A 24,405-nucleotide genomic window follows, 5' to 3' on the forward strand; every position below is an offset into this window, starting at 1 on the left:
GCGCGGGGTTCGCGGCCGATGGATGAGAGACAGTGGTGAAGCAGAGGTCAGAGGGAGGCAATGGCCTTGCCGACCATGAGTGCCGCCATGAATGCCATGAGTACGGTCATGACCACGTTGTTCTCGCGGACGAGCCACCGGTGCAGGGCATCCAGCGGCCCCCGGAGCTGCTGTGAAGCGACACCGAACGCCGAGACCGGCACCCATACCGTCGCGGTGGCACACAGGACGAAGACCCCTGTCGCAATACTTGCCGGGAGGGCGGCGATACCGGCGTCTCCGATGGTCACTCCGGCGCTCGCGGCGATGAGGAGGTTCTTCGGGTTGAGTACCGAGAGCAGAAGGCCGAGGCCGAATGCGCGCTTGAACGTGAAGCCGTCGATGGCGGCCATCCACTTCGGGAGTGCGGGGCCCTCGCCGGGTTTCGGTCGGCCTCGCCATTGCCTGACCGCGAGCAGCAGAAACAGGGCCGCGAGCAGGAGCTGCACGATTGCACGCGGCACGTTCGCTCCGTCCGAATCGCCCTGGGTCGTGAGCAGGCCGGCGAGCAACACGAACGCCGTCACCGCAATGGCGACCCCGAGGATCCAGCCGATCAAGAATCCGGGGCCGGTGCGAAGCGCGTTCGAGGACAGCAGCATGAGAATGGCCGCGATGATCGTGACAGGGCTGATCGCGATGCCGAGCGCGAGCGGCAGCGTCTCCCCGATGACAGAACCCAACATGGTCAGTTCCCTTGCAGAGCAGTCGTGTCGGTGGGCTCCCGCTCGACACTTCGGCGGCTCAACCCGGCAAGCATTCGGTTCATTCCGGCAATTCTCACAGGCTCCTGTAGGCCTCGATCGCGGTCTCATCCGCAGCGGATGAGACCGGATTTCTATGGCCGACAAATGTCTCGACTATCTTCTAGACATGATCGAAGCCGTGCGTGAGGCACTCGCCTCCGGTGAGGCGGAGCAGGCTCGACGCGTCCTACGGAAGAACTGGCTCCGTCTGATTCTCGAGTCTCACACCGGGGAACTCGAGCAGCTCTGCCTGGCCCATCCTGATCCGCACGACCCGCACATCCTGCTGATACGGGCGTGCTGCCGCGACCTCAGTGGCGACCCGTACGGTGCGGAGTTCCTCCGCGGACAGGGTCTGCGGGTTGCGTCTGACGATTTCGTCGTCTGCTTCACCGACCTGCTGCTCGCTCCGGACACCTCGACCAAGGCCGTCATCGCCGATCGCGCGCGCCACGCGCTCGCCCAGTGCGAACCGGAGGACGATTACCCGTCCGCGCTTTTCCTCCTCGGATGGACCGAGGTCAGGCTTCGTCGTGATCTTCCCCGTGCTATCGCGCTACTTCGCTCCGCCAGCGATGAGGCGCGGTTGCAGTCGCGTGCGGAGACCTCGCGTCTCGCGCAGTCCAATCTGGCCTTTGCGCTCACCCACGCGGGAGCATTCACCGAAGCCGAGCAAATCCTCGACGGGCTGCCTTCCAGGGAGGTGGCGTCCGACTGGGAACGCTTCGAAGGCGGTCTCCCACAGTCGAATCGAGGGTGCATCGCTTTCTGGCGCGGAGATTTCGAGGAGGCGATCGCTCAGTTCGACTCCATCATCGTAGAGGACAGCCCCGGAACCAACTTCGAGGCGCTCGCCCGTCTCTACTTGGTGATGAGCCTGATCGCTCTGAACCGGGAAGACCGGTACCACACCGCGGCGCGTCTGCTGCGAGGCGTGAGCACTGCGGACAAGCATGGCATTCCTTGGGATACGCTGCGGCGCGTCACCACGGCCTGGCTCGCCCACGCGCAAGGGCAGGACGAGCAAGCTCGCCGTATCGCAATGCCGGCGCTTACCCGCACAGGTGCTGCGGTCGCTCATTCGCTTCTCGCGGAGCTCTATCGAGTCTTGGGGGATCCGGAACCGTCGGCCCAAGCGCTTCGCCTGGCAACCTCGGCCGGGCTGCCACGATATGCGCTGGTGAGCACACTCGTCACCTCAGCTGCACTGAGCTCCGTATCAGGGCATGGACTTCAAGCGCATGAGCAGCTGGATCGTGCGCTGGAGGCTGCGATCCCCGAACGGATTCTTGCCCCATTTCTCGCCGACGATCCGGTGATTGTCGATCTCTTGAACGCACACGCAATACGGGGTTCGAGACATCATGGGCTCCTGTGCACGATCCTGGAACGACGGAACCAGCTGTCTGTCCTGCTCGCGGGAGTCCTGACGGAACGAGAGAAGGAGATACTCGCATATCTGCGTACCGCGATGACTGCAGATGAGATCGCTGCACACCTCGGGATCGCCTACCCCACGGTGAAGTCGCATATTCGCTCGATCTACCGCAAACTAGGCGTGACCAAACGGCGTGCTGCTATTCAAGCAGCCGGTATCGGATAATGGGCCCGTCCAATCGAAGATGTAGTTGCGGGCTGAAGCCGCCGGTCTCCAGCCCGCTTCTCGCGGGCGAGTAGCTGACGGCCGGCCACAGCCGAGGACACAAAGCCGCGGCAACCGGAGGTCGAGAAGACTACCCGTGTTTCTACCCGCGATCGTCGATTCTGCTCGTTTGCCGTGGTGGAGGATTGAGGTTTGGGGCGCCGAGGTGGCGCCCAGGTCATGGGCGTCTACGTTCGTGGTGCGGATCAGAAGGATCGCACCTTTCGTCTCGGCAGTCCCATGACATCTCCGTTCCGCGAGGAACCTTGCAATGAATTGGATGTTCTCATGGTCTTCTGGTCCACGGTCTGGGATGCAATCTGGTGGATCTTGACGATCTTCGTTTGTGTCGTCTTCCTCATGGCACTGTTCTCGATTCTCGGCGATCTGTTCCGGGATCGGAATCTGAGCGGTTGGTATAAGGCCCTCTGGCTGTTGTTCCTCATCTTCCTTCCGTTCATCACCGTGCTGGTGTATCTCGTTGCGCGCGGAAACGGCATGGCCGAGCGCGCGCAGAAGGAAACAAACGAGGCGCGCGTGACCGTCGATGAATACATCCTCCGTTCCGTCGCAGGCGGTACTGCTGCGGCACAGATCGCGCAGGCGAAACAACTCCTCGATGACGGAGCAATCACCGACGAAGAGTTCCAGCAGCTCAAGGACGCGGTGCTCTCCTCCACGACCGCGTAGCGGATCCGACAGGAGACTCCGGGTCCGCGGCCCAGGTAGCTGCAAAGCATCGCCACCAGGTAGCCGCGCGACCGCCGTGTGTGTGATCTGCTGGTGTTGTTGCCGAGGGTGACTCGCGCTCGTTGCGCGAGTGACCGCTCTTTGTTCGTGGTGGTCCGGCTCGTCTACGGAGTGCTCCACCGGGAGCACCCTCGGACGGGTAGAAATGCGGGTAGTTTTTTCTGTCGGGCGCTGTTGCCGAGATTGCCGCTACTGATTGCGGTCGGTTTTATGCGCGCCGGCCCTGGCGGATCTCAGACCGGCGGAGACCTGGGCGTATTGCGTTTTAGATGCGTTCGGTCGTTGGCTCCGCGAGTTCAGTGAAGCGCTGCCGACCGGTCTCGGCTTACTCGCCGTGACGCCCTCGACCGACGATTGCGGGGAGGGCAAGCCCACTATTGTTCCGAGAACACCGGGTGGCTGCCTGGTGGCTTGCCTGATCAAGGAGGTACGACGCGTGCGTCTGCTGTTTCAGCTCCTTTCGCAATGCGTGCTCGGCGCGGTGGCGTTAATTGTCGTGCATTTCGTTTTACCCGGAGTGGATCTGAGTTTCACCGGCTTCTTCGTGGCTCTCGGCGTATTCACTTTGGCCCACATGATTCTCGGCCCGTTCGTGCTCAGCGTGGCGCAACACTATGCGGCTCCGCTCGAGGGTGGTGTCGGGCTGGTCGCGACGCTGCTCGCGCTTTGGGTTGCGTCCCTGTTCCCTGATGGCATTCAGATCAGCGGTGTCAAGTCTTGGGTCGTCGCACCGATCATTGTGTGGGTGGTCACCGCACTCGGCGGGTGGATTTTCATGGCCTTCGTCATCGACAGGTGGCTCAAACGACGCAGTGCAGAGAAGCTCGTGCACAGTGTGAATCGGGCGTGATGGTCAGTGCGGGGAGAGGAGTCGGTCGCGACGCTGAAGCAACGGCTCGAAGATCTGGAACGGGAGAACGGATCGCTGCGGGCGCATCTCGCGCAGGTAGGAGCCGAGGCGGCGGATCATCCCGTGCCGGATGACTCACCGGTGCGGCTCCACGAGAACTCTGGCCGCGGGAGGTCAGTGTTGTCGGCGTGCGCCATTGCGGTGGCCGTGATCCTGTCCCCGGTGGCCGTGATCGCAAGCTGGGCTCATGCCCAGCTCACCAGTACCGACGCGTTCGTTGCAGAGTTTGCTCCACTCGCGGAGAACCCGGAAGTGCAAAACCTCGTCACGGACGAAACTGGCGCTGTGATCGAGCGCGAGATCGACCTTCCTGCGCTGACAACAGCGCTGGTCGACGGGATCGAGGGACTGGGCGCCTCGCCATCGACGGTGACCGCGGCTCGGGCACTCGAAGCGCCCCTCAACATGGGGCTGTCGAACCTCATCCGTTCCACCGTTGCGGACATGGTCTCCTCGGATGCATTTGCCGAGACATGGAAGACGGCCCTTCGTCTCAGCCACTCTGAAGTCATCAAGGCGATGAACGGAGACACGGACGCGGCGACCGCCATCGGCGAGGACGGCACGCTGGGCGTGCAGCTCGGTCCCGTGGTCGAACGTGTGAAGCAGACTTTGCTCGACCACGGGCTCGACGCGGCCGCGAGGATCCCCACAGTGGACAGGACAGTGCCGATTGCCACCGACTTGTCGCTCGGCGGGGTGCGTCAGGGCTACGGGGCGGCGGTGACCCTCACCGCCTGGCTTCCGTGGATTTCGATCGGCATGGTCGCTGCCGGGGTGCTGATCGCGCGGCACCGGCGACGCGCACTTGTCGGTGCATCCGTTGGACTCGCTGCGGGCATGTTGATACTGCTCCTTGCATTCGCGCTTCTCGAGCGACTGTTCCCAGCGCTCACCACACTGCCGAGAGGCACGGCGGATGCGGTGTTCCGAGCGGTCACCGGCCCCTCCTCCCAGACCGCCGCAGCTGTGCTGACCGTGGCGATCGTCCTCGTCGGTGTCGCGTGGTTCGCCGGTCCCGCACAATTGCCTGCACGTTTGCGCGGGTGTGTGACATCAGGAGCGAAGACGCTGCGCGACATCGCTGTCCGCAACGAGCTGGGCAACGGCCCGTTCGGGTTCTGGTGCGAACGTTGGCAGAGCGGACTCCGGGCAGTCGTCGCTGTGGCTGTGGGAGCCGCGGTGCTCCTCATCAGGCCGTTGACTCCGGGTCTGGTCTTCTGCTCGCTTCTGGGAGCCGTGGTCGCGCTGCTCCTGATCGAGTTCGTGCGCCGTCCCGCAATCGGCCTCGCAGACACGGAGTCGGCCACTGCGGAGGACGCGGTCACGGTGATCGCCGCGATGGAGGGTGGACGGGCATGAGCGAGGTTGCGGGGCAAAAGCTCTCGCCGGCCTGGTGTCCTACGTCCACGCTCGCCCGATCCATGTCGTCCTCGCCCGTCCCGAGCCCGCCCCGAGTGCTGCTCTCGAACGGTACGAATTGATGGAGCGGATCGATCCCGACCACATCTACAGCGGCCTCGGTGTCGCCATCACCGCGTTCGCTGGCACCAGCCGCACCCCCGAATCGCCCCTGCAACCAACCCCGTAGGAGTCAGCCATGACCGCTCACCCGCTCGACCGTCGCGTGCTCCTGAAGAGCGCCCCGAACTTCCGAGACCTCGGCGGAATTCCCGTTCCGGGCGGTACAGTCCGCGCAGGCGCACTCTACCGGTCGGCGACGCTCGCGAAGCTCGACGGCGACGACCTCACCGCGTTCACGGGTCTCGGCGTCACGACCGTGTACGACCTCCGCACCGCTGCCGAGCGCGACGGCGCCCTCGATCATCTCCCCGACGCGACGCGCACGGTCTGGCTCGACGTGCTGGCCGACAATGCCCAGAACGCTGCGGCCACCGGACTGCTCATGACAGACCCGGTCGCTTACGCCGAGACCATCAGCGACGGACGCGGGATCGCGCAGATGGAGGAGGCGAACCGCAACTTCGTCAGCCTGCCCTCAGCGCTCATCGCATACCGCGCGTTCTATCTCGACCTCATCGACGAGAAGCGCACCGGGGCCGCCCTGTTCCACTGCACCACGGGCAAGGATCGCACCGGGTGGGCCGCGACGTCCTTCCTGCTCCTCCTCGGCGCCGACGTGGCCGACGTGCGTGCCGACTACCTCGAAACGAACACCGATCTCGCGCCGATGACCGATCCGATCCTCGCCTTCGCCGCGAGCAAGGGCGTCGACCCGGAGCTGATCCGGCCCCTCCTCGGAGTCCGTGAGAGCTACATCGATGCCGCCCTCGACGAGATGCGCACGTACTTTGGCACCGTTGAGGACTACGCCCGTGACGGGCTCGGCCTCACCACCGAGCAACTCGCGATGCTGCGCGAGCGGTTCACTCAGTCTTCGTAGAACCGTCCAGTTTGTGGTGGTGCAGAATTGCGTGATTCACTTGATCCGCAACACATTCCGCTATGCGTCGCGGAAGTGTTCGGACGAGATGAGCCGCGATCTGAGGCTCATCTGCACCGCGCCGTGGGAGCCTGCGGCCAATTTCGAAGCGCTCTACCGAGGCCTGGCGTGAGCAGTGAGGACAGTCCGCATGATTCCGATCGTCGCATCGATGTCGGGATGTCGGCCGCCGGCCACGTTAGCCCAGACGAGAGCAGTGGCGGTCAATGCGAGTACGCCGAAAATCTCCTCAGGAGCCTCGATTTCCGGCGCCGCGGAGGAGGTTGCCGCGGACAGATCGCGCTGCAGCACATGGGTAATGACGCCATTCGGATCGAGGAGTACGCGCAGTGCGAGGCTCGACTCGCGCTGCGCGAACGAGGTCAGAGGTTCGTTCTCGATGCAGCCTTCGATGAATCGGCGAGCGGCGTCGAGCGGGTGTTCCAGGCCCTCACCCTCGGCGTCGGCGAGGGACCGCTGCCAGAGGTTGCCGATGGAAGCGAGGAGCACACGGCCCAGCAGTTTCTCGCGGTCGCCGACCCAGCGATACAGCGTGGTTCGCCCGATTCCGAGATGGCTGGCGACGGTGTTCATATCGACCCGTTCACCGTGTTGGAAGAGCCACAGGGCCGTCGCCAGTGCGTCGCTGGGCATGGGCCGGCGAACCGAGGGTGGTGCGGCCTCTTGCTCCTGAGATCTCACGACGCCGAGTTTAACCTCGGGTTTTCGCGCTGATTGAGCGGACATCCCTGTCGGCAACTAAGAATGACCTTTGAACTGGGATAACGCGACTCGCGACAGTTGGATCAGCATCGTTCAGGGATGCGCGATTCAGGTGCGTAAGCCTACCGGCCCGATCCCTATCGGCGGTCCATCGATGCCGCCAGGTTCGGCGACACCGCCCCCGGACCATTCGAAGGACAGGGTGCGTGAAACGGTGCGGCTAATTATTCCTATTGGAACAACATTGACAGATGTTCCGTCTGCTCCTATCGTTCAGCCACTATCTGTTACCCACGTCACAAGGAGCGCGATGCCTTCATTGAGAACGTTCGTAGCTGCGGCGGCGCTGACCGCGATCACAGCGTTGCCTGGGGCTGGGCCCGCAGTTGCCGCGCCGGCGATTGGATCCGTCGATCTCGGTTCGTCGAGCGGATCCGGATCCGGGTCTGTCGGTTCGTCGAGCGGATCCGGATTCGGGTCTGTCGATCTCGGTTCGAGCGGCCCCAATCCCGAGTATCCGGTGTCGACCTGCTTCTGGTCCGTGCCAATCAATCCCGAGCTCGCGGACCCGCAGCTCAACTACGCCTTCCCCGATACCGCGGCGGTCTATTGGGCCGCGCAGTTCACTATCCCGCAGGGTTCCGAACTGGTCATCCGGGGGCAGTACGCGCACGCGCGCTACCAGTCGTTGAACTCGTACAACGCCGGCACCGCCATGCCGACCGCCGTCCTCAACGACGTTTCGACCGCTCCGGACGCCGGTTCGCGGAATACCTATCTCCCGGGCGCCGACCGACAAAGTGAAGGCGCCAGGTCGTACACGGCCTCTGTGCTCAACGAGGCCCCGCTGGCCCAGCCGCAACAAAACACTCTGTATGCCGGTGTGCCAGGCCAGGATCGGATCAGCCTCCTCTACCGCATCTACCTTCCCGACAGTGGACGAGATCTCACCGGCGGCGTAGGACTACCGGATCCAGAGTTGCACCTTTCCGACGGTCAGGTGCTACGCGGCGACGCACTGTGTTCGGCGGTCAACGCGGACAATTCGATCTTGAAGCCCGCTTCACTGCCGCTGGACACGTACAAGGCTTTGCGCGACCAGCCGGGCAAGCCGGCGACATTCCCCTCCGAGCAGACACCTGTATGGCGGGCCTACTACAGCGCCGAGTTCACGCTCGGTTGCACCTACCTCGGCAAGTGTGATGGCACACCACAGCGGGTGGGCGGACAGTACTCCAACATCGACAACAGCTACGTCACAGCCGAAGTCAACCGCGGGTTCGGCGACGTTTTGGTGCTTCGTGGCGAGCTGCCGCGGACTCCGAAGACGACGACAGGCGCGCGGCATACGAACGGCGCGGTCGACATGCGATTCTGGTCGATGTGCAGCAACGAATCACTGGCAACGACGAAGGTGATCGCATGCCTGTACGACGAGCAGATGGCCACTGATGCGGCCGGTCGTTACACAATCGTCGCGTCGCTGCCTGAGGACCGACCCGCAAACGCTACCAAGGAGTGCGGGGTGTCGTGGCTGCCGCTCTCGCCCACAGGCGATGGCGCAGGGCACTCCGACGATTCCCTCCTGATCATGCGGAACATGCTGCCGTCCAAGGGCTTCAGTCATGCCGCACAGGACACCAAGACGCCCGGCGACGAGAAGGCTGTGATGGGGCAGTACCTGCCGGACGGGCAGTACACGTCCAAGTCCGCGTTCGAGGCAAGTGGCTGCGCCAAGTAGTTGGACACCTGAACGAGTAACGTGCAGCGTTGCTGCCGGCGAGACACTCTCCGGCAGCAACGCTGCGGGCCGTCAATGCCTGGCTGCGTTTGTTCGTGGGCGTACGGCGTTGTCCTTGCTGATCGTTCGACAATGTGACGATCGGCGTTCGGCTTCCGAGGTGTAGAAGCGTCTCGAGACCGACGAGGTGCAGGTTCTCGACCTAGGGCTGGCGCTGCGTCCAGGATTCCGGCCGCGGGCGGTCAGTCGTCGAGTGCTTCCTCGATGAGCGGTTCGAGGGCGCGGTGGGCTTCGGGCGAGAGACCGGCGGTGAGGGTGTTGACGGCGTCGATGACCTCGTCGCGTTCCAGGGTGTAGAGGAACTGGTGCTTGCGGTTGAGGGCCGCGATCGTGTCGAGGAACCCGGTTGCTGCGGCGATCACAGTGTTTTCATCCGTGGGTGACTCGTCGCGAACCTGGCGGAGGGCGGCGATGAACGCCGCGCGGGCCTTCTTCGCGACCGTGCGGGGGATGCCGTCGTGGCCGTCCCAGTGGCGGAGCGGGTTCTCGAGGTTCTCGGCCAGCCATTCGGGCTTGCGGGGCCTGCGCACGGTCAGCTCGACGCGTGGCGCCTTCTTGTATCGGGCGCGCACGCGGGCAGCGACGTCGGCGGGGACGCTGTCGAGGTCGAGACTCGTGAGTGTCGGGAGTTCGTCCGGGCCGGGGAAGTGGTCGGGCGCGTAACCGAACAGGTCGCAGATCCACAGGGTCGCCAGCCTCGGCAGGGCCTGCAACCCGTCGAGGTTGTGGAGCAGGCCCGGAGCGCCGAACAGGTGCAGCCAGGAGATACCCGGGAAGCGTTCGGCGACGTCGGAGACATCCAAGTTCTCGATGGCGCCGATTCTCAGCCCGTGCACGCGGTCGAGTCCGTGGACTGCAGGCACGGTTCCGGTGAGGTGCACGGTGATCCAGCGGCCGGCGCCATCGGCGACGACGCGCAGGTCGGAGCCGACGTCGGCTCCTGTGCCGTGCAGATTCAAGAGGTCGAGGCTCGGTGGGAGCACCAGGAGTTCGAGCCCGGTGATGTCGATCGTGAGCCGGTCGAGACCGGTGCGGGACAGGTCGATCGCGCGTTGCCCGTGCCCCGTGAGGGTCAGTTCTTTGACGAGCGGTGAGGACTCGAGGAACGGCAGGAGGTCATCTCGCCACGACCGGAGTGTCAACTGGTAGAGCGCGGGCCAAGCGCGCAGCGACTCCATCCGGAAGTCCTCGCCGACCGAGTAGCCGGCGTCGTCGCTGAATGAGCGAGCGGCGATCAGGCGCGTTTCGTACTGAGCACCGCTGGGGGAGTGGGCGAGGCCCGGTACGGTGACGGTTTTCTCGCTCGCGAGCGCTGTCCGGAACGCCGCGGTCGTTTCGCTCGGGAGCGTGTCCCATCGGTACTGTCGAATGACGTCAGGGGCGAAGTTCCAGGCGTCGTAGGAACGTGTGGTGGTCTCACCGGACACGGGAAGAGTGCCGATCCTCACGTACTCGGCCGGCACTTCGACGGGTACGTTCTTCAGGATCTCCGTGGGCGTCCAGAACATGAAGTCCCGCACCATCCGCGGCACGTCGGCAAGGGTGGCGACCTCGGGCACCGCCGTGCCGGTCCACGCGAGCACCGCCACTGTCGCCAACCCTCGCGCATCGTCGACGGCGACCACCTGGCATGCGCCGTATCGGCCGATGCGTTCGAGCGGGAAGACGAAAACGTCACCGGGACAGGCGACAACGGCGGGTGAGTCGGATTCTGTCAACGCTCGCAACCTTCGGCAATGGAGTCGACCGTGCGGGACGATCCCGCGCAAGGGAACACGATACGGAATCTGCCAGCGTAGGGAGGGCCGTCGCGGTCGCGGGGCCGCGGGTCCGACGATCAGCTGATGTGCTTCTCCAAGGGGACCGTGTTGGGGCCCACCACCAGTTGGCCGCGGTGAACCGTGAGCAGCCAGACTGGGAGCACCGCGATACACAGCACCGGGACGACGCCGAACGACGCCACCATTGTCGCGCCGATGAACAGCCCCAACCAGCAGCTGCGCACCGCGACGACGAGTGCCCCGAGCACCGCACACGAGATGGACATACGAAGCGCCGGTGGACGCGCCGCCGCTCACGGCACGATGACCGCCCTCCCGCGCAGTGTCCCGGCGGCGAGCCGGCGGTACGCCTCGACGCCGTCGTCGAGGGCGAACCGCTCGACGGCGATGTCGAGCACGCCCTGGTGCGCGAGGTCGATCAGCTCGATCAGTTCGCTGCGTGAACCCCAGTAGGGGGAAGAGACATTCGTCTCGAACGCCCCCGTGAAGAAGCTGACCCGGGCGGCCGCCTTACCGTCGCCGAGCCCGACGATCGTCACGTCGGAGCCGACACCGGCAACCGCCGTGGCGATGTCGAGGGTCGGCTGCAGACCGACGAAGTCGAGCACCAGCGCCGCACCTGCCTGGCCGGTGATCTTCCGGACGTTCGCGGCGGCATCGGCGTCCGACAGCACCGTCTCGTGCGCACCGACCTCGCGTGCGAACGCGAGCTTCTCGTCATTGACATCCAGGGCGATCACGCGGGCGGGGGACAGGTGGCGCAGCAGCTGGATCCCGACGTGGCCGAGTCCTCCGGTGCCGATCACCACGGCACTGGATCCGGCGCGCAGCTTCCCGAGTGACCGTTTGATCGCGTGGTACGGGGTAAGACCGGCGTCGGTGAGGGGCACGGTGGTGACCGGATCGAGGTCGCCGATCGGGACGAGGTGCCGGGGCGAGTCGACGATCATGTACTCGGCGATCGCGCCCGGAGCGCCCAGTCCGGGTGGTGCGATTCCGAGATCCTTTGCGCGGGAACAGTAGTTCTCGAAGCCCTGGGCGCAGTGCCAGCAGCGACCGCAGCCCCAAGGCCCGTACACGACGACGTTCGTACCGATGTCGAGGTCGGTGACGCCGGCGCCGATGGCGGCCACGCGGCCGGCGCCCTCGTGGCCGAGCGTCATCGGCAGGTCGTAGCCGAACGCCTCCGCCGGCAGACTCATGATGAACTCGTCGGAGTGGCACACGCCGGCGGCGGTGATCTCGAGCAGCACCTCGCCGGGGCCGGGTTCGGGTGTCGGGATCTCGACCAGTTCGGGCTCCGCGCCGATCCGGGTGTACTGGATTGCCTTCATACCGCGCTCCTTCGGGGGAGGTCCGCTCGTGTCGTCGAGCATCGCACGATTCGCTCACTCCCGGGACACTGCCGCCGCGCGGCGCTAGGTTTCAGGGCATGGCGGACGAGATGCCGGATCCCGAGTACCTCTACGGCTGCCTGTCGGAGCGGGCTCGTCTGGCGCTGCTGCGCAAGCCGCAGGGCTTCGTGCCGCCGGAGTTCATCGGCCAGGTCATCAGCGTCTGCGGGGACGACAGTGTCTGCTACGTCTCCCCGGGCGACGACGCGTTGCCGCACTTCGCGATCCTCCAGGGGGCGGTGTCGGACTTTCTGTACGGCCGCCGGCAGGACCTCGACGCCTGGTGGGAGACGCTGGCCCCGGCGGCACGCACGGCACTGGCTCGCGGCGACGTCGTGTTCGAGTCGTCCCTCGTCGACAGCGACTACGTCGCGCTGCGTATGACCGGGGCTGATCTGCGGTAGCGGCGGCCCGCCTACGACCTTCCTTGCCGCAGCATCCCGGCGCCGCGTCTACGGTGGAGGCGCGGATCGTCGGTGGCGAACACGATCCGGAAAGGTATGAGTGCGGGTGAAGGCGCGCGGACCGGCCGACCAATGGTTGCGGAACTACCTCACGACGACGCTGACGCAGGACGCCCTGGACGTGTTCCTGGCGGGTCTCGAGGAGTCGTTCAGCGCGGATGTTCCCGAGCTGGTCGCGGACGCCGAACTGCAGCGTGACCTGCGGTCCGCGGTCCGCAGTCAGCTGAGTGCCTTCCTGGCCGCGAGCGGACCGTCGTCTGCGGGCGGCCCGGCCGAGGCACCGATCTCGGTGGAAGCCCACGCGCTCGCCCGGACCGTGGCGCAGCGGGGGCTCGAGCTGCGGGTCCTGTCGCAGCTTTACCACGCCGGACATCGGGCGATGCTCTCGTTCGCCACCGAGTTCCTCCAACAGGAGGACCTCGATCCCCAGTTCAAGCTCGAGGTTCTGACCACGATGTGGTCGCAGACCAGTGAGCTGCTCAACGCGATGCTCGACGAACTCGCGGTCACCTACTCGGACGAGCGGGAACGGTTGCTGCAGGGCGCTTTCGCCTCCCGTGTGACGACTGTGCGCGAGATCCTCGACGGCGGCGGGGGTGTCGCGCAGTCGTCCGGTCTGCTCGGCTATCCGTTGCGGCTCGAGCACACCGCAGTGGTTGCGTGGGTCGACGACTCGACATCCTTCGCGGGCTCTCTCGACAGGGTGGTGACGCGGATCGCCCGCGGGCGGCGCGCCCTGTCGGTGCCGTCCGGCGCGCACGGCGTGTGGTCGTGGATCGCGAACGACGGCGACGACGCGTGGGTGATCGATCCGAGTCTGATCCCGGACGGCGTACGACTCGCCGTCGGCGCACCCGCCCCAGGGATCGCCGGATTCCGCAGCAGCCATCGTGAGGCGCTGGCGGCGCAGCGGATCGCCGAGGTCGGCAAACGTCGGGCCGTCGTGACCCGTTATGCGGACGTCGAGGTCGTGTCGCTGCTGTCGGCGGATCCCGACGGAATGCGCACACTGGTCGAGCGGGAGTTGGTCGGTCTCCTAGGCTCGGACGCCGCCTCCGAACGTCTCCGGGACACGCTGCGCGCCGTGTTGGGATGCCACGGCAACCACGAGGCCGCCGCCCGTCGCCTGGGAATCCACAAGAACACCGTCCGGTATCGCATGCAGCGGGTGGAGGAGAGCCTCGGTGGCGAGATCCTCACGCGACGGCTGAAGCTCGAGCTGGCGTTGAAGTGCTTCGACGTCTTCGGTGGGTGAGTGGTTCGGTCTCGTTTCTTTCGGTTCCGTCTCGCCGGGGTCGACAATGCGGCCAGAGCCGGTCCGGTCGAGTCGAGCGGCGAATCGGGTTGCCGTTCAACGACTGCGCCCGCAGCGGCAGGGGACCTTGGCCCGGTCCCATCCGGTGAGCCGGATGGGACCGGGTGTCACATGAGCAACCGCCAACTAGTCGATGAGGTCCTCGTAGCGGTACTCGGTACTGATCGGTGCGCTGTCGCGGTGTGCGATGTCTTCTCGGTCCTTGAGTTCGACGCGGCGGATCTTTCCTGAGATGGTTTTCGGCAGTTCGAAGAACTCAACCCGCCGGACCTTCTGATACGGCGCTAGATGGTCGCGCGAGTATTCGAGGATCGATCGGGCGGTCTCCGCAGTCGGTTCCCAACCCGCAGCGAGTGCCACATAAGCCTTGGGGATGGCGAGTCGGGTGTCGTCTGGCTGCGGAACAACTGCCGCTTCCACCACGGCCGGATGCTCGATCAGAACGCTCTCCAGTTCGAATGGGGACACCTTGTAATCCGACGACTTGAACACGTCGTCGGTACGTCCGATGTAGGTGATGTAGCCGTCGGCGTCGCGTTGAGCAACATCGCCGGTGTGGTAGTAGCCGCCGGCCATCACCTGTTCGTTGCGTTCAGGATCACCTAGGTATCCGGTCATCAGGTTCATCGGACGCTGGCTGAGATCGAGGCAGATCTCGCCCTCGTCGGACTCTTTGCCCGAGACTGGATCGACCAGCACTACCGGCACCCCTGGCATCGGCCGTCCCATCGATCCTGGCTTCACCGGTTGTCCGGGCGTATTTCCGACCTGCAGTGTGGTCTCGGTTTGCCCGAATCCGTCGCGGATGGTGAGTCCCCACGCCTCCTCGACCTGGCGGATAACGTCGGGGTTGAGTGGTTCACCCGCTCCAAGGAGTTCGCGTAGGAACGCGGGCTTCTCACCAAGGTCGGCCTGGATGAGCATGCGCCATACCGTTGGTGGCGCGCAAAAGGTGTTCACCTCTGCTCGACGCAACTGCTCCATCAAGGCGCTCGCATCGAATCGTGGGTAGTTGTAGACGAAGATCGTCGCCTCGGCAATCCACGGGGCGAAGAAGCAACTCCACGCATGCTTCGCCCAGCCCGGTGAACTGATCGCCAGGTGCACATCGCCAGGTGTCAGCCCGATCCAGGCCATCGTGGTGAAATGCCCTACCGCGTAACTAATCTGGGAGTGCTCGACGAGCTTCGGCTTGCTGGTGGTCCCCGAGGTGAAATAGATGAGCATCGGCTCGTCGACGGTCGTCACCGAGTTGAACGGACCGTCCGACTCCACCGAGGCCGAGTCCGCATAAGACTGCCACCCATCTGGGTTACCACCCACCGCGATGCGGAGATAGTCACCTCCGATGTCGTCGAACTTCGACGTGTCCGCGGCGTTGGCGATCACGCAGCGGACTGCGCCGCGAGCGATGCGGTCACGCAGATCCTCGGGGCCCAGCGCCGCAGTCGTCGGCATCACGATCGCGCCGAGCTTCATGACCGCCAGCATCGCCTCCCACAGCTCGACCTGGTTGCCGAGCATCAGGATGACGCGGTCCCCCTTCCTGATCCCCAACTGCTGCAGCCACGTCGCCGTGCGATCCGACCGGTCAGCCATTTCGTCGAACGTCACCTTCAATTCGGTGCCATCAGGCTCGACGATCCACAGCGCGATCCGCTCGTTGCCGCGGGCGAACGCATCGAACCAGTCCGTCGCCCAGTTGAACTGGCCCGTCAGATCCGGCCACCGAAACTCGTCAACGGCCTTGTCGTAGTCATCGGCGAGCGCGATCAGCTGATCCCGGGCCGAACGGTACAGGTCTGTGTTCGTCGTCATGCAGATCATGATCTGCGTCACAGCGTGATCGAGACCACCCCCGAAAGGGGGCGGCATGTACCACTACACACAGCGAGTCAGCTGAACTCAGGGCAGTCCCTTCCGGCCTGGATCGGCGAGATCAACTGTCAGATATTGCGTGCGGTCCCGATGGCGTCCGCTGGAGTGACCGGCCAGTCGGCGACGGTCGTCCACACGTTCGATGCCAACCTGATCGCGCGGACGAAGTCGCCGGCGGGAACCTTCACGATTGTGAAGATCAGATGGTGGCTGCGGTCGCGCCATACCAAGTCTCAATCCTCGAGACTGATGCCACGCTCAGGGCAACCGACCTTGCTAGGGCGACAGGTGCGCTCGTAGTAGGCGATGCAGTCCACCAAGGGACGAGGTACGTCGGACCGAAGTCAGACGTTGTGGCAGGCCACGTAGTGGCCGTCGTTCACCTCTCGTAACAGTGGTTCCTCTGCCGCACAGCGGTCGGTGGCCAGGGGGCAGCGGGTGCGGAATCGGCAGCCGGACGGCGGATCGAGGGGCGAGGGTAGGTCGCCTTCGATCTGCGGCGTGGAGTCGGCATCGCCGCGGTGCACGTCCGGGTCCGGGATCGATGCCAGCAACAGCTTCGCGTACGGGTGCAGTGCCTGCCGTTCCATGTCGCGGCTGGGGGCGATCTCGCACACCTTGCCCAGGTACATCACCATCACGCGGTCGCTGATGTTCTTGACCACCGCCATGTTGTGGGCGATGAAGATCATCGTGAGCTCGAACTCGGTCTTCGTCTTCTCGAGCAGGTTGAGGATCTGCGCCTGGACGGAGACGTCGAGACTGGAGACGGGCTCGTCGCAGATGAGGACCTTCGGCTTGAGCATCATCGCGCGGGCGATGCACACACGCTGGCACTGGCCGCCCGACAGCTCACCCGGGAGCCGTTCCCAGACCATGTCCGGGTCCAACCCGACGGCCTGGAGCAGTTCACGCCCCACATTGTCGAGGCGTTCCTTGTTCCGCTGACCCCACATGCGGGGGCCCTCGGTGACGAGATGCTTGACCTTGCGACGCGGGTTCAGCGACGAGATCGGGTCCTGCATGATCATCTGCATCTGAGCCCGGATCTTGCGCAGCGCGGACGGACTGAGCGTCGTGAGCTCGATGCCGTCGATCTCCACGCTGCCGGACTTGGGCGCCGGCAGTTGCAGGACGGCGCGGCCGGCCGTGGACTTGCCACAGCCGGATTCGCCGACGATGCCGAGGGTTTCGCCCGGCAGCAGATCGAAGCTGATGTTCGACACGGCGTGCACCGTCTGACCGCGCCCGGCGGGGAACTCGACGACGAGGTTCTCCACCGCGAGCACGGGCTTGTCGTCCTTGCGCAGGTGCGCAACTCCACTACCGGCCATCAGATGCTCTCCACTTCCAGCTCACGATCTTCCGCGCCCACGACACGGGGCACTCCGAGGTCGGCGACGCCGTCCAGCGGGAAGTGGCAGGCCACTTCGTGAGGATGGCGTGCGCCGACGGTGTCCGGGGCGGGCGTGAGCGTCGGCACGACCTCCCGGCACTTGGGCTGCGTGTACTTGCACCGGGATGCGAACGAGCAGCCCTTGGGCGGCTTCGTCATGTCCGGCAGGCCGCCGTCGATCGATTCGAGCCGGGTGTGGGGTTCCTGCTCGAGTCGGGGAACCGCGGCCAGCAGTGCCTCGGTGTACGGATGGCGCGGGCCCGCGAACAGCTGGCGGGTCGGCGCGGTCTCGACGATCCGGCCCGCGTACATGACCGCGACGCGATCAGTCTGTCCGGCAACGACTCCGAGGTCGTGGCTGACGAGGATGCCTGCCATGCCCATCTCGGTCCGCAGGGAGTCGAGCAGTTCGAGGATCTGCTTCTGGACCGTGACGTCGAGGGCCGTGGTCGGCTCGTCGGCGATGGTCAGCTTCGGATCGCACGCCAGCGCCATCGCGATGACCACGCGCTGGCGCATGCCGCCGGACAACTCGTGCGGGTACTGATCGATCCGACGCGTCGGCTCCGGGATCCGAACCTTGCGCAGCAGTTCGATCGCCCGTTCCCGAGCCTGGGTCTTGTCCAGACCGAGATGCGCACGCAGGGACTCGGTGATGTGCGTACCGATCCGCTTGAACGGGTTGAGCGCCGACATCGGGTCCTGGAACACCATCGCGATGTCCTTGCCCCACAGCTGCTGCTGTTCCTTGCGGGTCAGCATCTGCATGTCCCGGCCCATGAACTGCACCTTGCCGGTGACCGAGGTGCCGCCACCGTCCGAGACCAGGCCCATGATGGTCTGTCCCAGAACGGATTTACCGGAGCCGGATTCGCCGACCAGACCGAGTGTCTCGCCGGCGTCGAGTTGGAGCGAGACGTGCTCGACCGCGCGGAGCTGCCCCCGCTTGGTGCGGAACCTGGTGGACACACCGTCCACCGTCAAAAGCGGTTCGTTGCTGCTCACAGTTTCACCTCCCGGGTGCCGCCGGTCTTCTTCTGGGCCTTCTCACCGACCATGTTGAACGCGAACACCGTCAGGAACAGGAACACGCCGGGCACCAGCACGATGTACGGATGCTGTTCGAAGACGTTGCCCTGACCCTCGGAGATCATGTTGCCCCACGTGGGTGACGGGGGCTGGATGCCGAGCCCGAGGAAGCTCAGCGACGCTTCCGCGACGATCATGACCGAGATCATGACCATGCCGAGCGACAGCAGAGGCAACGCGACGTTCGGTGCGATCTCGCGGACCATGACACGCCACCTCGTCGCGCCCATCGCCCGTGCCGCCAGGACGAATTCGCGTTGTGAGAACACCAGGGTGTTTGCTCTGGCAATGCGAACCATGCTCGGTATCGCCAGCACCGCGAGGGCGAGCGAGACGTTGCGCAGGTTCGGCTGCAGCACCGACGCGAGCGCAATCAGCAGAATCAGCGCCGGAACCGCGAGCAGCGAGTTCGTCAGGACACCGATGATCCGGTCGACCTTGCCACCGAAGTAGCCGGCGAGGATACCGATCGCCCCGCCGATGAGGATGCCGATCGCGACCGCGGCCACCGCCACGATCAGCGAGGATCGGGCTCCGTAGATCGACCGAGCGAGCATGTCGAGTCCGAAGTTGTTGGTGCCCAGAGGATGGGATGAGAACAGGCTTGGCTCGGCGTAGCTCTTCGCACTGAGGGTCTTGGTGGTGTCCTCGTGCTCGGCCAGCGGCAGCAGGGGCGCCAGGACCACGGCGGCGATGAGCACTGCCAACCAGGCACACGACAGGATGAAGGTGAGGTCGAAGTCGGATCCGAACCGCGCGAGCCCGATTCGGCGCACACCCATGTAGAGCGCAACGAGCCCGACCACGAAGATCGCGACCCTCGCGCCCATCACCAGTCCGCCGGCGCCGAGTCCGACACCCGCGGCGATGAGCCCGACCACGGTGAAGATCGCGCCGATCCGGTACAGGTTGCGGCGTTCGGCGAGATCCGACGCGTTCGCCAGTTCCTCCGCGTCCGCGTCGTCGAGCACCCGGCCGGTGATGACCGGCATTTCGATGTCGTCGTTCTTGATCTCAGACATGGGCTCGTCGGCTCCTTGGGTCGAGGTATCCGTAGGCGATGTCGATGACGCCGTTGGCCACCACGTAGATCACGGCGATCACCAGAACCGCACCCTGCACCATCGGCATGTCACCCTGTTGGGCCGCACGCACGATCAGCGAGCCCATGCCCGGCAACGAGAACAGCGTCTCGACGATTACGGTGCTGCCGATCATCGACCCGAGCACGATGCCGAGCATCGTGATGAGCGAGAACGACGACGGCCGCAGAGCGTCGCTCAGCAGCAGCCGCGCATTCGACATGCCCTTCGCCTTCGCGACGAGGATGAAGTTCTCCTTCAACGTCATCACCAGGTCGCTGCGCAGGATGCGGATGAACATCGCCATCTCGAGGAGACTGATCGTGATCGCCGGCAGGACCGCGTGGTGGAGGTTCTCGCCGAGCCCCTCGGACACCCGCACCCACTGCGAACGTGGGAACCAGCCGAGGTAGTTGACCATCACCATGATCAGCAGCAGACCCGACAGGAAGCTCGGGATCGACAGCACACCGAACGTGCATGCGCTGATCGCACGGTCGATCCACCCGCCCTGATGGCGGGCCGAGTACATCGCCAGCGGCACCGCCACGACGATCGCGATGAGCAGTCCCATCACGGCCAGCTGGATGCTGACCGGCAAAGCGGCACCGATGCTTTCGGTCACCGGTCCCTGCGGTGGCACCATCGAATTGCCGAGGTCGCCCTGCAGTGCGCCGGACAGCCAGTCCCAGTATCGAGTCAGGAAGGGGTCGTTCAGCCCCATGTCCTGCCGCGCCTGCGCGTACTCCCCGGGTGTGCGCCCCTCGCCCAACATCGCAACGGAGGGGTCACCCGGGATGAGTGACACGAGCGCGAACGTTCCGAGACTGACGATGAAGAGCACGACGATCAACTCGACGATCTTATTGATCACTGTTCGCGCCATCGCGTCACCGCCTCCTTCCTGTGTTCATGGGGCGCCCCGAATCCGCGTGATGCCATGTATCCGCCTCTAGGACGCGGATTTGGAAGAGAGCCAGGCATTTCCGAACAGCATGATCCCGTCCGCACTGGGGGTGATCCCGTGCGTATTCGTGCTCCACGGGATGAAGTACTTGCCCGCCCCCGCGACCGCCATTGGGTTCGTCGCGTTCACGACGGTCTGGATGTCCTCGAGGACTTTACGGCGGTCGTCATCCGTCGCTGCGGTCTGTAGCTTGCCGAGCAGTGCGTCCATCTCCGGGTTCTCGTAGCCGAGCACGTTCGACGTCGACGTGCTTGCGAGGCTGCCGTACATGCGCATGAACGGCGACTCGTCGAGCACGTTGAATCCCGACTCGCCGAGATCAAAGTCGTGCTGCACGTATGTCATCTTGACCAGGTCGTTGATGTTCGAGTTGTAGACGATGTCGACGGTGAACCCGACCGCCTGCAGCATCGACTGGACGGCGAGTGCCCTGCGCTGTGCTCCCGGCTCGTTCAGGCCAGCGTAAGTCAGCTTGCCCTCGTAGCCGTCGGCCTTGGCCTCGGCGAGCAGCTTCTTCGCGGTCTCCGGGTCGTAGCCGGTGCCCGCAACGTCGCCGTGCCACTGCGACCAGGACTGGAACATGTCGCTGCTTGGCATCCCGAAGCCGCCCTCGCCGCGTTCGTTGAATGTCTCCGGGTTGAACGCCGCGACGATCGCCTTCCGCACGCGCGGATCGGATGCGGCCCGGCCCTCGCGCTGGTTCAGGAGCTGCAGGCTGCCCATGTTGACGGTGTAGACGTAGCCGACGTCGCCGGCCTCGAGGGCGTTGTGCACCTCCTCAGCCCCGCGCAGGTAAGCGGCCTGGATCCCACCGGTGTGCAGCGCGTCCAGCTTGGCCTGCTCGCCGACGATCGCCGGGAAACGCAGCTTCTCCAGGTGCGGCTTCCCGTTCCAGTAGCCGGGGTTCGCGGCGAGCACCAGTTCGTCCTGGGAGGCGAACTTCTCCACCGTGAAGGGGCCGGCGCCGACCGCGGTGAACTTCCCGCTCGCCATCGACGACGGCGCCACGATCATGCCCGGACCGGTGGTGAACAGGATCGGGAACTCGTTCCACGCCTGCTTCAGCGTGAACACCACCGTGGCCGGATCGGGCGACGCGACGTCGGCGACGGTGGCCTTCCATACCTGGGTGTGGGTGCCCTTCTTCTCCAGATAGTGGTTGATGCTCCACTGCACCGCCGCGGCGTCGACCGGAGTGCCGTCGCTGAACTTCGCTCCCTCGCGCAGCTTCAGCGTCCAGACGGTGTTGTCGCCGTTGGCCTTCAGTGCCTGAGCGAGCTGCGGCTGGTACTGCTTCGACTGCGGGTCGTAGCGCATCAACAGGTCGTAGATCGCCGCCATCTCGCTGCCGCCGGTCGCGCCGCCGTCCTGACGGTCCGCCGGATCCAGGCTGCTGACACCGTTGTACGTCGCATAGGACAGCGTGCCGCCCGACGTCGGATCACCACCGTCGGTCTGGTCGCCGACCAGACCGGTCGTGACCTCGGAGGCGTCGGTCGCCGTACCCGAACCTCCCGCGCACCCGGCCAGCAACACAGTCGCGGCAGTTAACGCCGTGAACACGGCCCCTACTCGAGCGAGAGACGATCGCTTCATATCAAACCTTCCTTCGCGAGAGCCTTTGCGGGTTGATGCGGTCTACCGGGGCGCCATACGGATTCCGCCGTCCAGGCGGATGGTCTCCCCGTTGAGGTAGCGATTCTCGATGATCGACGTTGCCAGCTGACCGAATTCGTCGGGTCGGCCCAGACGCGACGGGTTGGGTACGGTGGCTTCAATCCGTGACCGCATGTCCGCGGGCATCGTCGCCAACAGGGGAGTGTCCATGATCCCGGGGGCGATGGTGCAGACGCGGATCCGGGTGTTTGCCAGATCGCGTGCTGCGGTGAGTGTCATGCCCACGATTCCTGCCTTGGCTGCCGTGTAGTTGACTTGACCGATCTGACCCTCGAATGCAGCCACCGATGCGGTCAGTACGATCGCACCGCGTTCACCGTCGATCTCGTCGAGTCGTGCCATTCGTTCAGCTGCCAGCCGGAGCACGTTGAAGGAACCGACCAAGTTGACCTGAATCACGCGTTCAAAGTCTTCGATTCGGCCAGGTTTGCCGTCGCGGCCGAGAACCCGAACGCTTCGCCCAATGCCGGCGCAGTGGACAAGAGCTCGCAGACCTCCGTTGTCGCTCGCTTCATCGAGAGCCGTAGCGAGTTCTGAAGAGTTGGTGATATCGGCCGGCGCGAACCGCGCTGACGGTCCGAGTTCCTGCGCGACTGCCAGACCCGCGGAGGTGGGAAGGTCAATGATGGTGACGTGCGCGCCAGCGTCGATGAGTCGCTTCGCAGTTGCCAGCCCCAGCCCTGATGCGCCGCCGGTGACAGCAGCGGAAACGCCATGGAGGTCCAAGTTCTTAGCCTTTCGGATGAGGGGAGTCGGTCGGGGAATTCGTCTGTCATAGCAGTTCGAAAATGGTGGCGTTTGCCATGCCACCGGCCTCACACATCGTCTGGAGCCCGTAGCGAATATTGTTGTCGCGCATGTGATGAATGAGCCGGGTGGTCAGGATTGCGCCCGATCCGCCCAGTGGGTGCCCGACCGCGATCGCTCCGCCGAGTGGATTCACGTGTGCCTCGTTCGCCCCGGTCTCCGCGAGCCACGCGAGTGGAACTGGTGCGAAGGCTTCATTGACTTCGAACGCACCGATATCCGAGATGGAGAGACCAGATCGGGCAAGTGCCTTTGCGGTGGCGCCGATTGGTCCAGTCAGCATCATGACGGGATCGTCAGCTGCCAGAGCGACGGTGTGTATGCGCACGATGGGATCGAGACCCTGGGCGCATGCTGTTTCGCTACTGGTGACAAGTAGAGCGGCGGCTCCATCGGAGATCTGGGAGGAGTTGCCTGCGTGGATGACACCGTCTGGGGCGAAGGCTGGCCGGATGCCTGCGAGTGTCTCCATCGTGCTTGTCCGGCGGATTCCCTCGTCCATGGCGAGTCCGCCTGGGAGCGAAGCTATCTGGTGATCGAATGCTCCGCTGTCGATCGCGACGGCAGCGAGTTCGTGAGACCGAAGTGAGTACTCGTCGAGCTGATGCCGAGTGAGTCCCCATCGTTCGGCCATCATCTCGGCTGCGAGACCTTGGTGAAATCCAGCGACCTCGTATCTGTCGAGGACGCTCGGCGGGTTCGCAGTGCTGTTTGGAGATCCGGCGGACGCGGGTACCCGGCTCATCGATTCGACGCCACCCGCGATGACGAAGTCCTCATGTCCGGCAATGACAGTTGCGGCTGCAAATGCCAGCGCCTGTTGGCTCGATCCGCAGGCACGGTTGATCGTTGTACCAGGAACTGATTCAGGCCATCCCGCTGCAAGTGCGGAGGTGCGGGCGATGTTCCCTGCCTGGTCCCCAGCTTGGACGACGCATCCCCAGATGACGTCGCCGACCTCCTCGGGGGCGACGCCAGTCCTACTGCTGAGTGCTTGCAGCACGTGGGCTGACAGGTCCGCGGGATGGATGTGGGAGAGGGAACCGCCCCGCTTGCCGATAGGGCTACGAACGGCATCGACGATCACAGCGTCGGTCATGCTTCGCTCCTTCTTTCGCTAACAATTGGCCCTCGCCGGTCCGGCGGTTCGCCAGTTCTCTTTGGTCGCTTCCTCGGCTGCGCTCAGGCGGCAAGCTGCGGTTCACTGGGGCTGCTGTACAGATGTCGTCGATCGTCGACAGGGAACGTCTGGGTGTTCGGTATTCCGCAGCTAGCTGTAAAGGCGCAAGAACACAACGTCTTTCGTTGAATTACCCTCAGGCAACGGTCGTTGAGACCAGTGGAGATCACCTTGCCGGATCGCCGTCAGATTCTTGTGCCGGGTCAGCCGGACGGCCGGCCACTCGGCATGTTGCTGGCCACGGCCGGCGACTGACTGCGTGCACCCGAGTGATTCACATCACTCAAGTTACGTGTCAGTCATTAATATAACAACCCCTTG

Annotated in this window: 22 protein-coding genes and 1 pseudogene; 10 read left to right on the plus strand and 13 right to left on the minus strand. The window is 64.8% G+C overall.

Annotation, left to right across the window (positions count from 1 at the left end):
• Positions 1-47: 47 nt before the first annotated feature.
• Positions 48-725 carry a GAP family protein gene (locus tag ABI214_RS25000; protein ID WP_348605099.1) on the minus strand — a complete coding sequence of 226 codons (678 nt, stop codon included), beginning with the start codon at positions 723-725 and terminating at the stop codon, positions 48-50.
• A 187-nt stretch (positions 726-912) separates the two neighbouring features.
• On the opposite strand from ABI214_RS25000, the gene ABI214_RS25005 reads away from it, so the two are divergent.
• The 7 genes and pseudogenes from ABI214_RS25005 to ABI214_RS25035 all read left to right on the plus strand — a co-directional run.
• The gene (locus ABI214_RS25005; protein ID WP_348605100.1) at positions 913-2,388 is read left to right on the plus strand and encodes a LuxR C-terminal-related transcriptional regulator; all 1,476 of its coding nucleotides are present in this window, start codon (positions 913-915) and stop codon (positions 2,386-2,388) included.
• A gap of 219 nt (positions 2,389-2,607) precedes the next feature.
• Complete coding sequence (locus tag ABI214_RS25010) at positions 2,608-3,117, plus strand: SHOCT domain-containing protein (RefSeq protein WP_348605101.1); 510 nt, start codon at positions 2,608-2,610, stop codon at positions 3,115-3,117.
• Positions 3,118-3,613: 496 nt separating this feature from the next.
• The gene (locus ABI214_RS25015; RefSeq protein ID WP_348605102.1) at positions 3,614-4,027 is read left to right on the plus strand and encodes a phage holin family protein; all 414 of its coding nucleotides are present in this window, start codon (positions 3,614-3,616) and stop codon (positions 4,025-4,027) included.
• 6 nt (positions 4,028-4,033) lie between these two features.
• Positions 4,034-5,449, plus strand: a complete 1,416-nt coding sequence (locus ABI214_RS25020; RefSeq protein WP_348605103.1) for a hypothetical protein — start codon at positions 4,034-4,036, stop codon at positions 5,447-5,449.
• A gap of 34 nt (positions 5,450-5,483) precedes the next feature.
• Entirely contained in the window at positions 5,484-5,678 is a 195-nt protein-coding gene (locus ABI214_RS25025) for a hypothetical protein (RefSeq protein WP_348605104.1), read from the plus strand.
• A 9-nt stretch (positions 5,679-5,687) separates the two neighbouring features.
• A complete protein-coding gene (locus tag ABI214_RS25030; RefSeq protein ID WP_348605105.1) occupies positions 5,688-6,491 on the plus strand; it encodes a tyrosine-protein phosphatase in 804 nt (267 codons plus the stop codon).
• Between the two features lie 19 nt (positions 6,492-6,510).
• Positions 6,511-6,630, plus strand: a pseudogene (locus ABI214_RS25035) (transposase); the annotation flags it as partial.
• A 14-nt stretch (positions 6,631-6,644) separates the two neighbouring features.
• On the opposite strand, the gene ABI214_RS25040 reads toward ABI214_RS25035, so the two are convergent.
• A complete protein-coding gene (locus tag ABI214_RS25040; RefSeq protein ID WP_348605106.1) occupies positions 6,645-7,232 on the minus strand; it encodes a QsdR family transcriptional regulator in 588 nt (195 codons plus the stop codon).
• A gap of 331 nt (positions 7,233-7,563) precedes the next feature.
• On the opposite strand from ABI214_RS25040, the gene ABI214_RS25045 reads away from it, so the two are divergent.
• Complete coding sequence (locus ABI214_RS25045) at positions 7,564-8,994, plus strand: hypothetical protein (RefSeq protein WP_348605107.1); 1,431 nt, start codon at positions 7,564-7,566, stop codon at positions 8,992-8,994.
• 242 nt (positions 8,995-9,236) lie between these two features.
• Here ABI214_RS25045 and ABI214_RS25050 read toward each other — a convergent pair whose 3' ends face one another.
• The 3 genes from ABI214_RS25050 to ABI214_RS25060 form a co-directional block, all read right to left on the minus strand.
• Positions 9,237-10,772 carry a hypothetical protein gene (locus ABI214_RS25050; protein WP_348605108.1) on the minus strand — a complete coding sequence of 512 codons (1,536 nt, stop codon included), beginning with the start codon at positions 10,770-10,772 and terminating at the stop codon, positions 9,237-9,239.
• Positions 10,773-10,891: 119 nt separating this feature from the next.
• Positions 10,892-11,101: a hypothetical protein gene (locus tag ABI214_RS25055; RefSeq protein WP_348605109.1), complete on the minus strand. Its 210-nt coding sequence runs from the start codon at positions 11,099-11,101 to the stop codon at positions 10,892-10,894.
• A gap of 27 nt (positions 11,102-11,128) precedes the next feature.
• Entirely contained in the window at positions 11,129-12,169 is a 1,041-nt protein-coding gene (locus ABI214_RS25060) for an NAD(P)-dependent alcohol dehydrogenase (protein ID WP_348605110.1), read from the minus strand.
• A 98-nt stretch (positions 12,170-12,267) separates the two neighbouring features.
• Between ABI214_RS25060 and ABI214_RS25065 the strand changes: the two genes are divergently transcribed.
• The gene (locus ABI214_RS25065; RefSeq protein ID WP_348605111.1) at positions 12,268-12,633 is read left to right on the plus strand and encodes a hypothetical protein; all 366 of its coding nucleotides are present in this window, start codon (positions 12,268-12,270) and stop codon (positions 12,631-12,633) included.
• A 106-nt stretch (positions 12,634-12,739) separates the two neighbouring features.
• Positions 12,740-13,948: a PucR family transcriptional regulator gene (locus ABI214_RS25070; RefSeq protein WP_348605112.1), complete on the plus strand. Its 1,209-nt coding sequence runs from the start codon at positions 12,740-12,742 to the stop codon at positions 13,946-13,948.
• A 186-nt stretch (positions 13,949-14,134) separates the two neighbouring features.
• On the opposite strand, the gene ABI214_RS25075 is transcribed toward ABI214_RS25070, so the two are convergent.
• The 8 genes from ABI214_RS25075 to ABI214_RS25110 all read right to left on the minus strand — a co-directional run bounded on the left by ABI214_RS25075 (position 14,135) and on the right by ABI214_RS25110 (position 24,003).
• Entirely contained in the window at positions 14,135-15,826 is a 1,692-nt protein-coding gene (locus ABI214_RS25075; protein WP_348605113.1) for an AMP-binding protein, read from the minus strand.
• A 404-nt stretch (positions 15,827-16,230) separates the two neighbouring features.
• Positions 16,231-17,220, minus strand: a complete 990-nt coding sequence (locus ABI214_RS25080; RefSeq protein ID WP_348605114.1) for an ABC transporter ATP-binding protein — start codon at positions 17,218-17,220, stop codon at positions 16,231-16,233.
• Positions 17,220-18,287: an ABC transporter ATP-binding protein gene (locus ABI214_RS25085; RefSeq protein WP_348605115.1), complete on the minus strand. Its 1,068-nt coding sequence runs from the start codon at positions 18,285-18,287 to the stop codon at positions 17,220-17,222. The genes ABI214_RS25080 and ABI214_RS25085 overlap by 1 nt, the downstream gene beginning before the upstream one ends.
• The gene (locus tag ABI214_RS25090) at positions 18,284-19,393 is read right to left on the minus strand and encodes an ABC transporter permease (RefSeq protein WP_348605116.1); all 1,110 of its coding nucleotides are present in this window, start codon (positions 19,391-19,393) and stop codon (positions 18,284-18,286) included. Before ABI214_RS25090 ends, ABI214_RS25085 begins: the two co-directional genes overlap by 4 nt.
• The gene (locus ABI214_RS25095) at positions 19,386-20,339 is read right to left on the minus strand and encodes an ABC transporter permease (protein WP_348605117.1); all 954 of its coding nucleotides are present in this window, start codon (positions 20,337-20,339) and stop codon (positions 19,386-19,388) included. Before ABI214_RS25095 ends, ABI214_RS25090 begins: the two co-directional genes overlap by 8 nt.
• A 66-nt stretch (positions 20,340-20,405) precedes the next feature.
• Positions 20,406-22,016 carry an ABC transporter substrate-binding protein gene (locus ABI214_RS25100; protein WP_348605118.1) on the minus strand — a complete coding sequence of 537 codons (1,611 nt, stop codon included), beginning with the start codon at positions 22,014-22,016 and terminating at the stop codon, positions 20,406-20,408.
• 42 nt (positions 22,017-22,058) lie between these two features.
• On the minus strand, positions 22,059-22,823 hold the full coding sequence (locus ABI214_RS25105) for an SDR family NAD(P)-dependent oxidoreductase (protein WP_348605119.1): 765 nt from the start codon (positions 22,821-22,823) through the stop codon (positions 22,059-22,061).
• A 46-nt stretch (positions 22,824-22,869) separates the two neighbouring features.
• Entirely contained in the window at positions 22,870-24,003 is a 1,134-nt protein-coding gene (locus ABI214_RS25110; protein WP_348605120.1) for a thiolase family protein, read from the minus strand.
• Positions 24,004-24,405 lie beyond the last annotated feature (402 nt).

It is taken from the genome of Prescottella soli (assembly GCF_040024445.1).
Classification (GTDB): Bacteria; Actinomycetota; Actinomycetes; order Mycobacteriales; family Mycobacteriaceae; genus Prescottella; species Prescottella soli.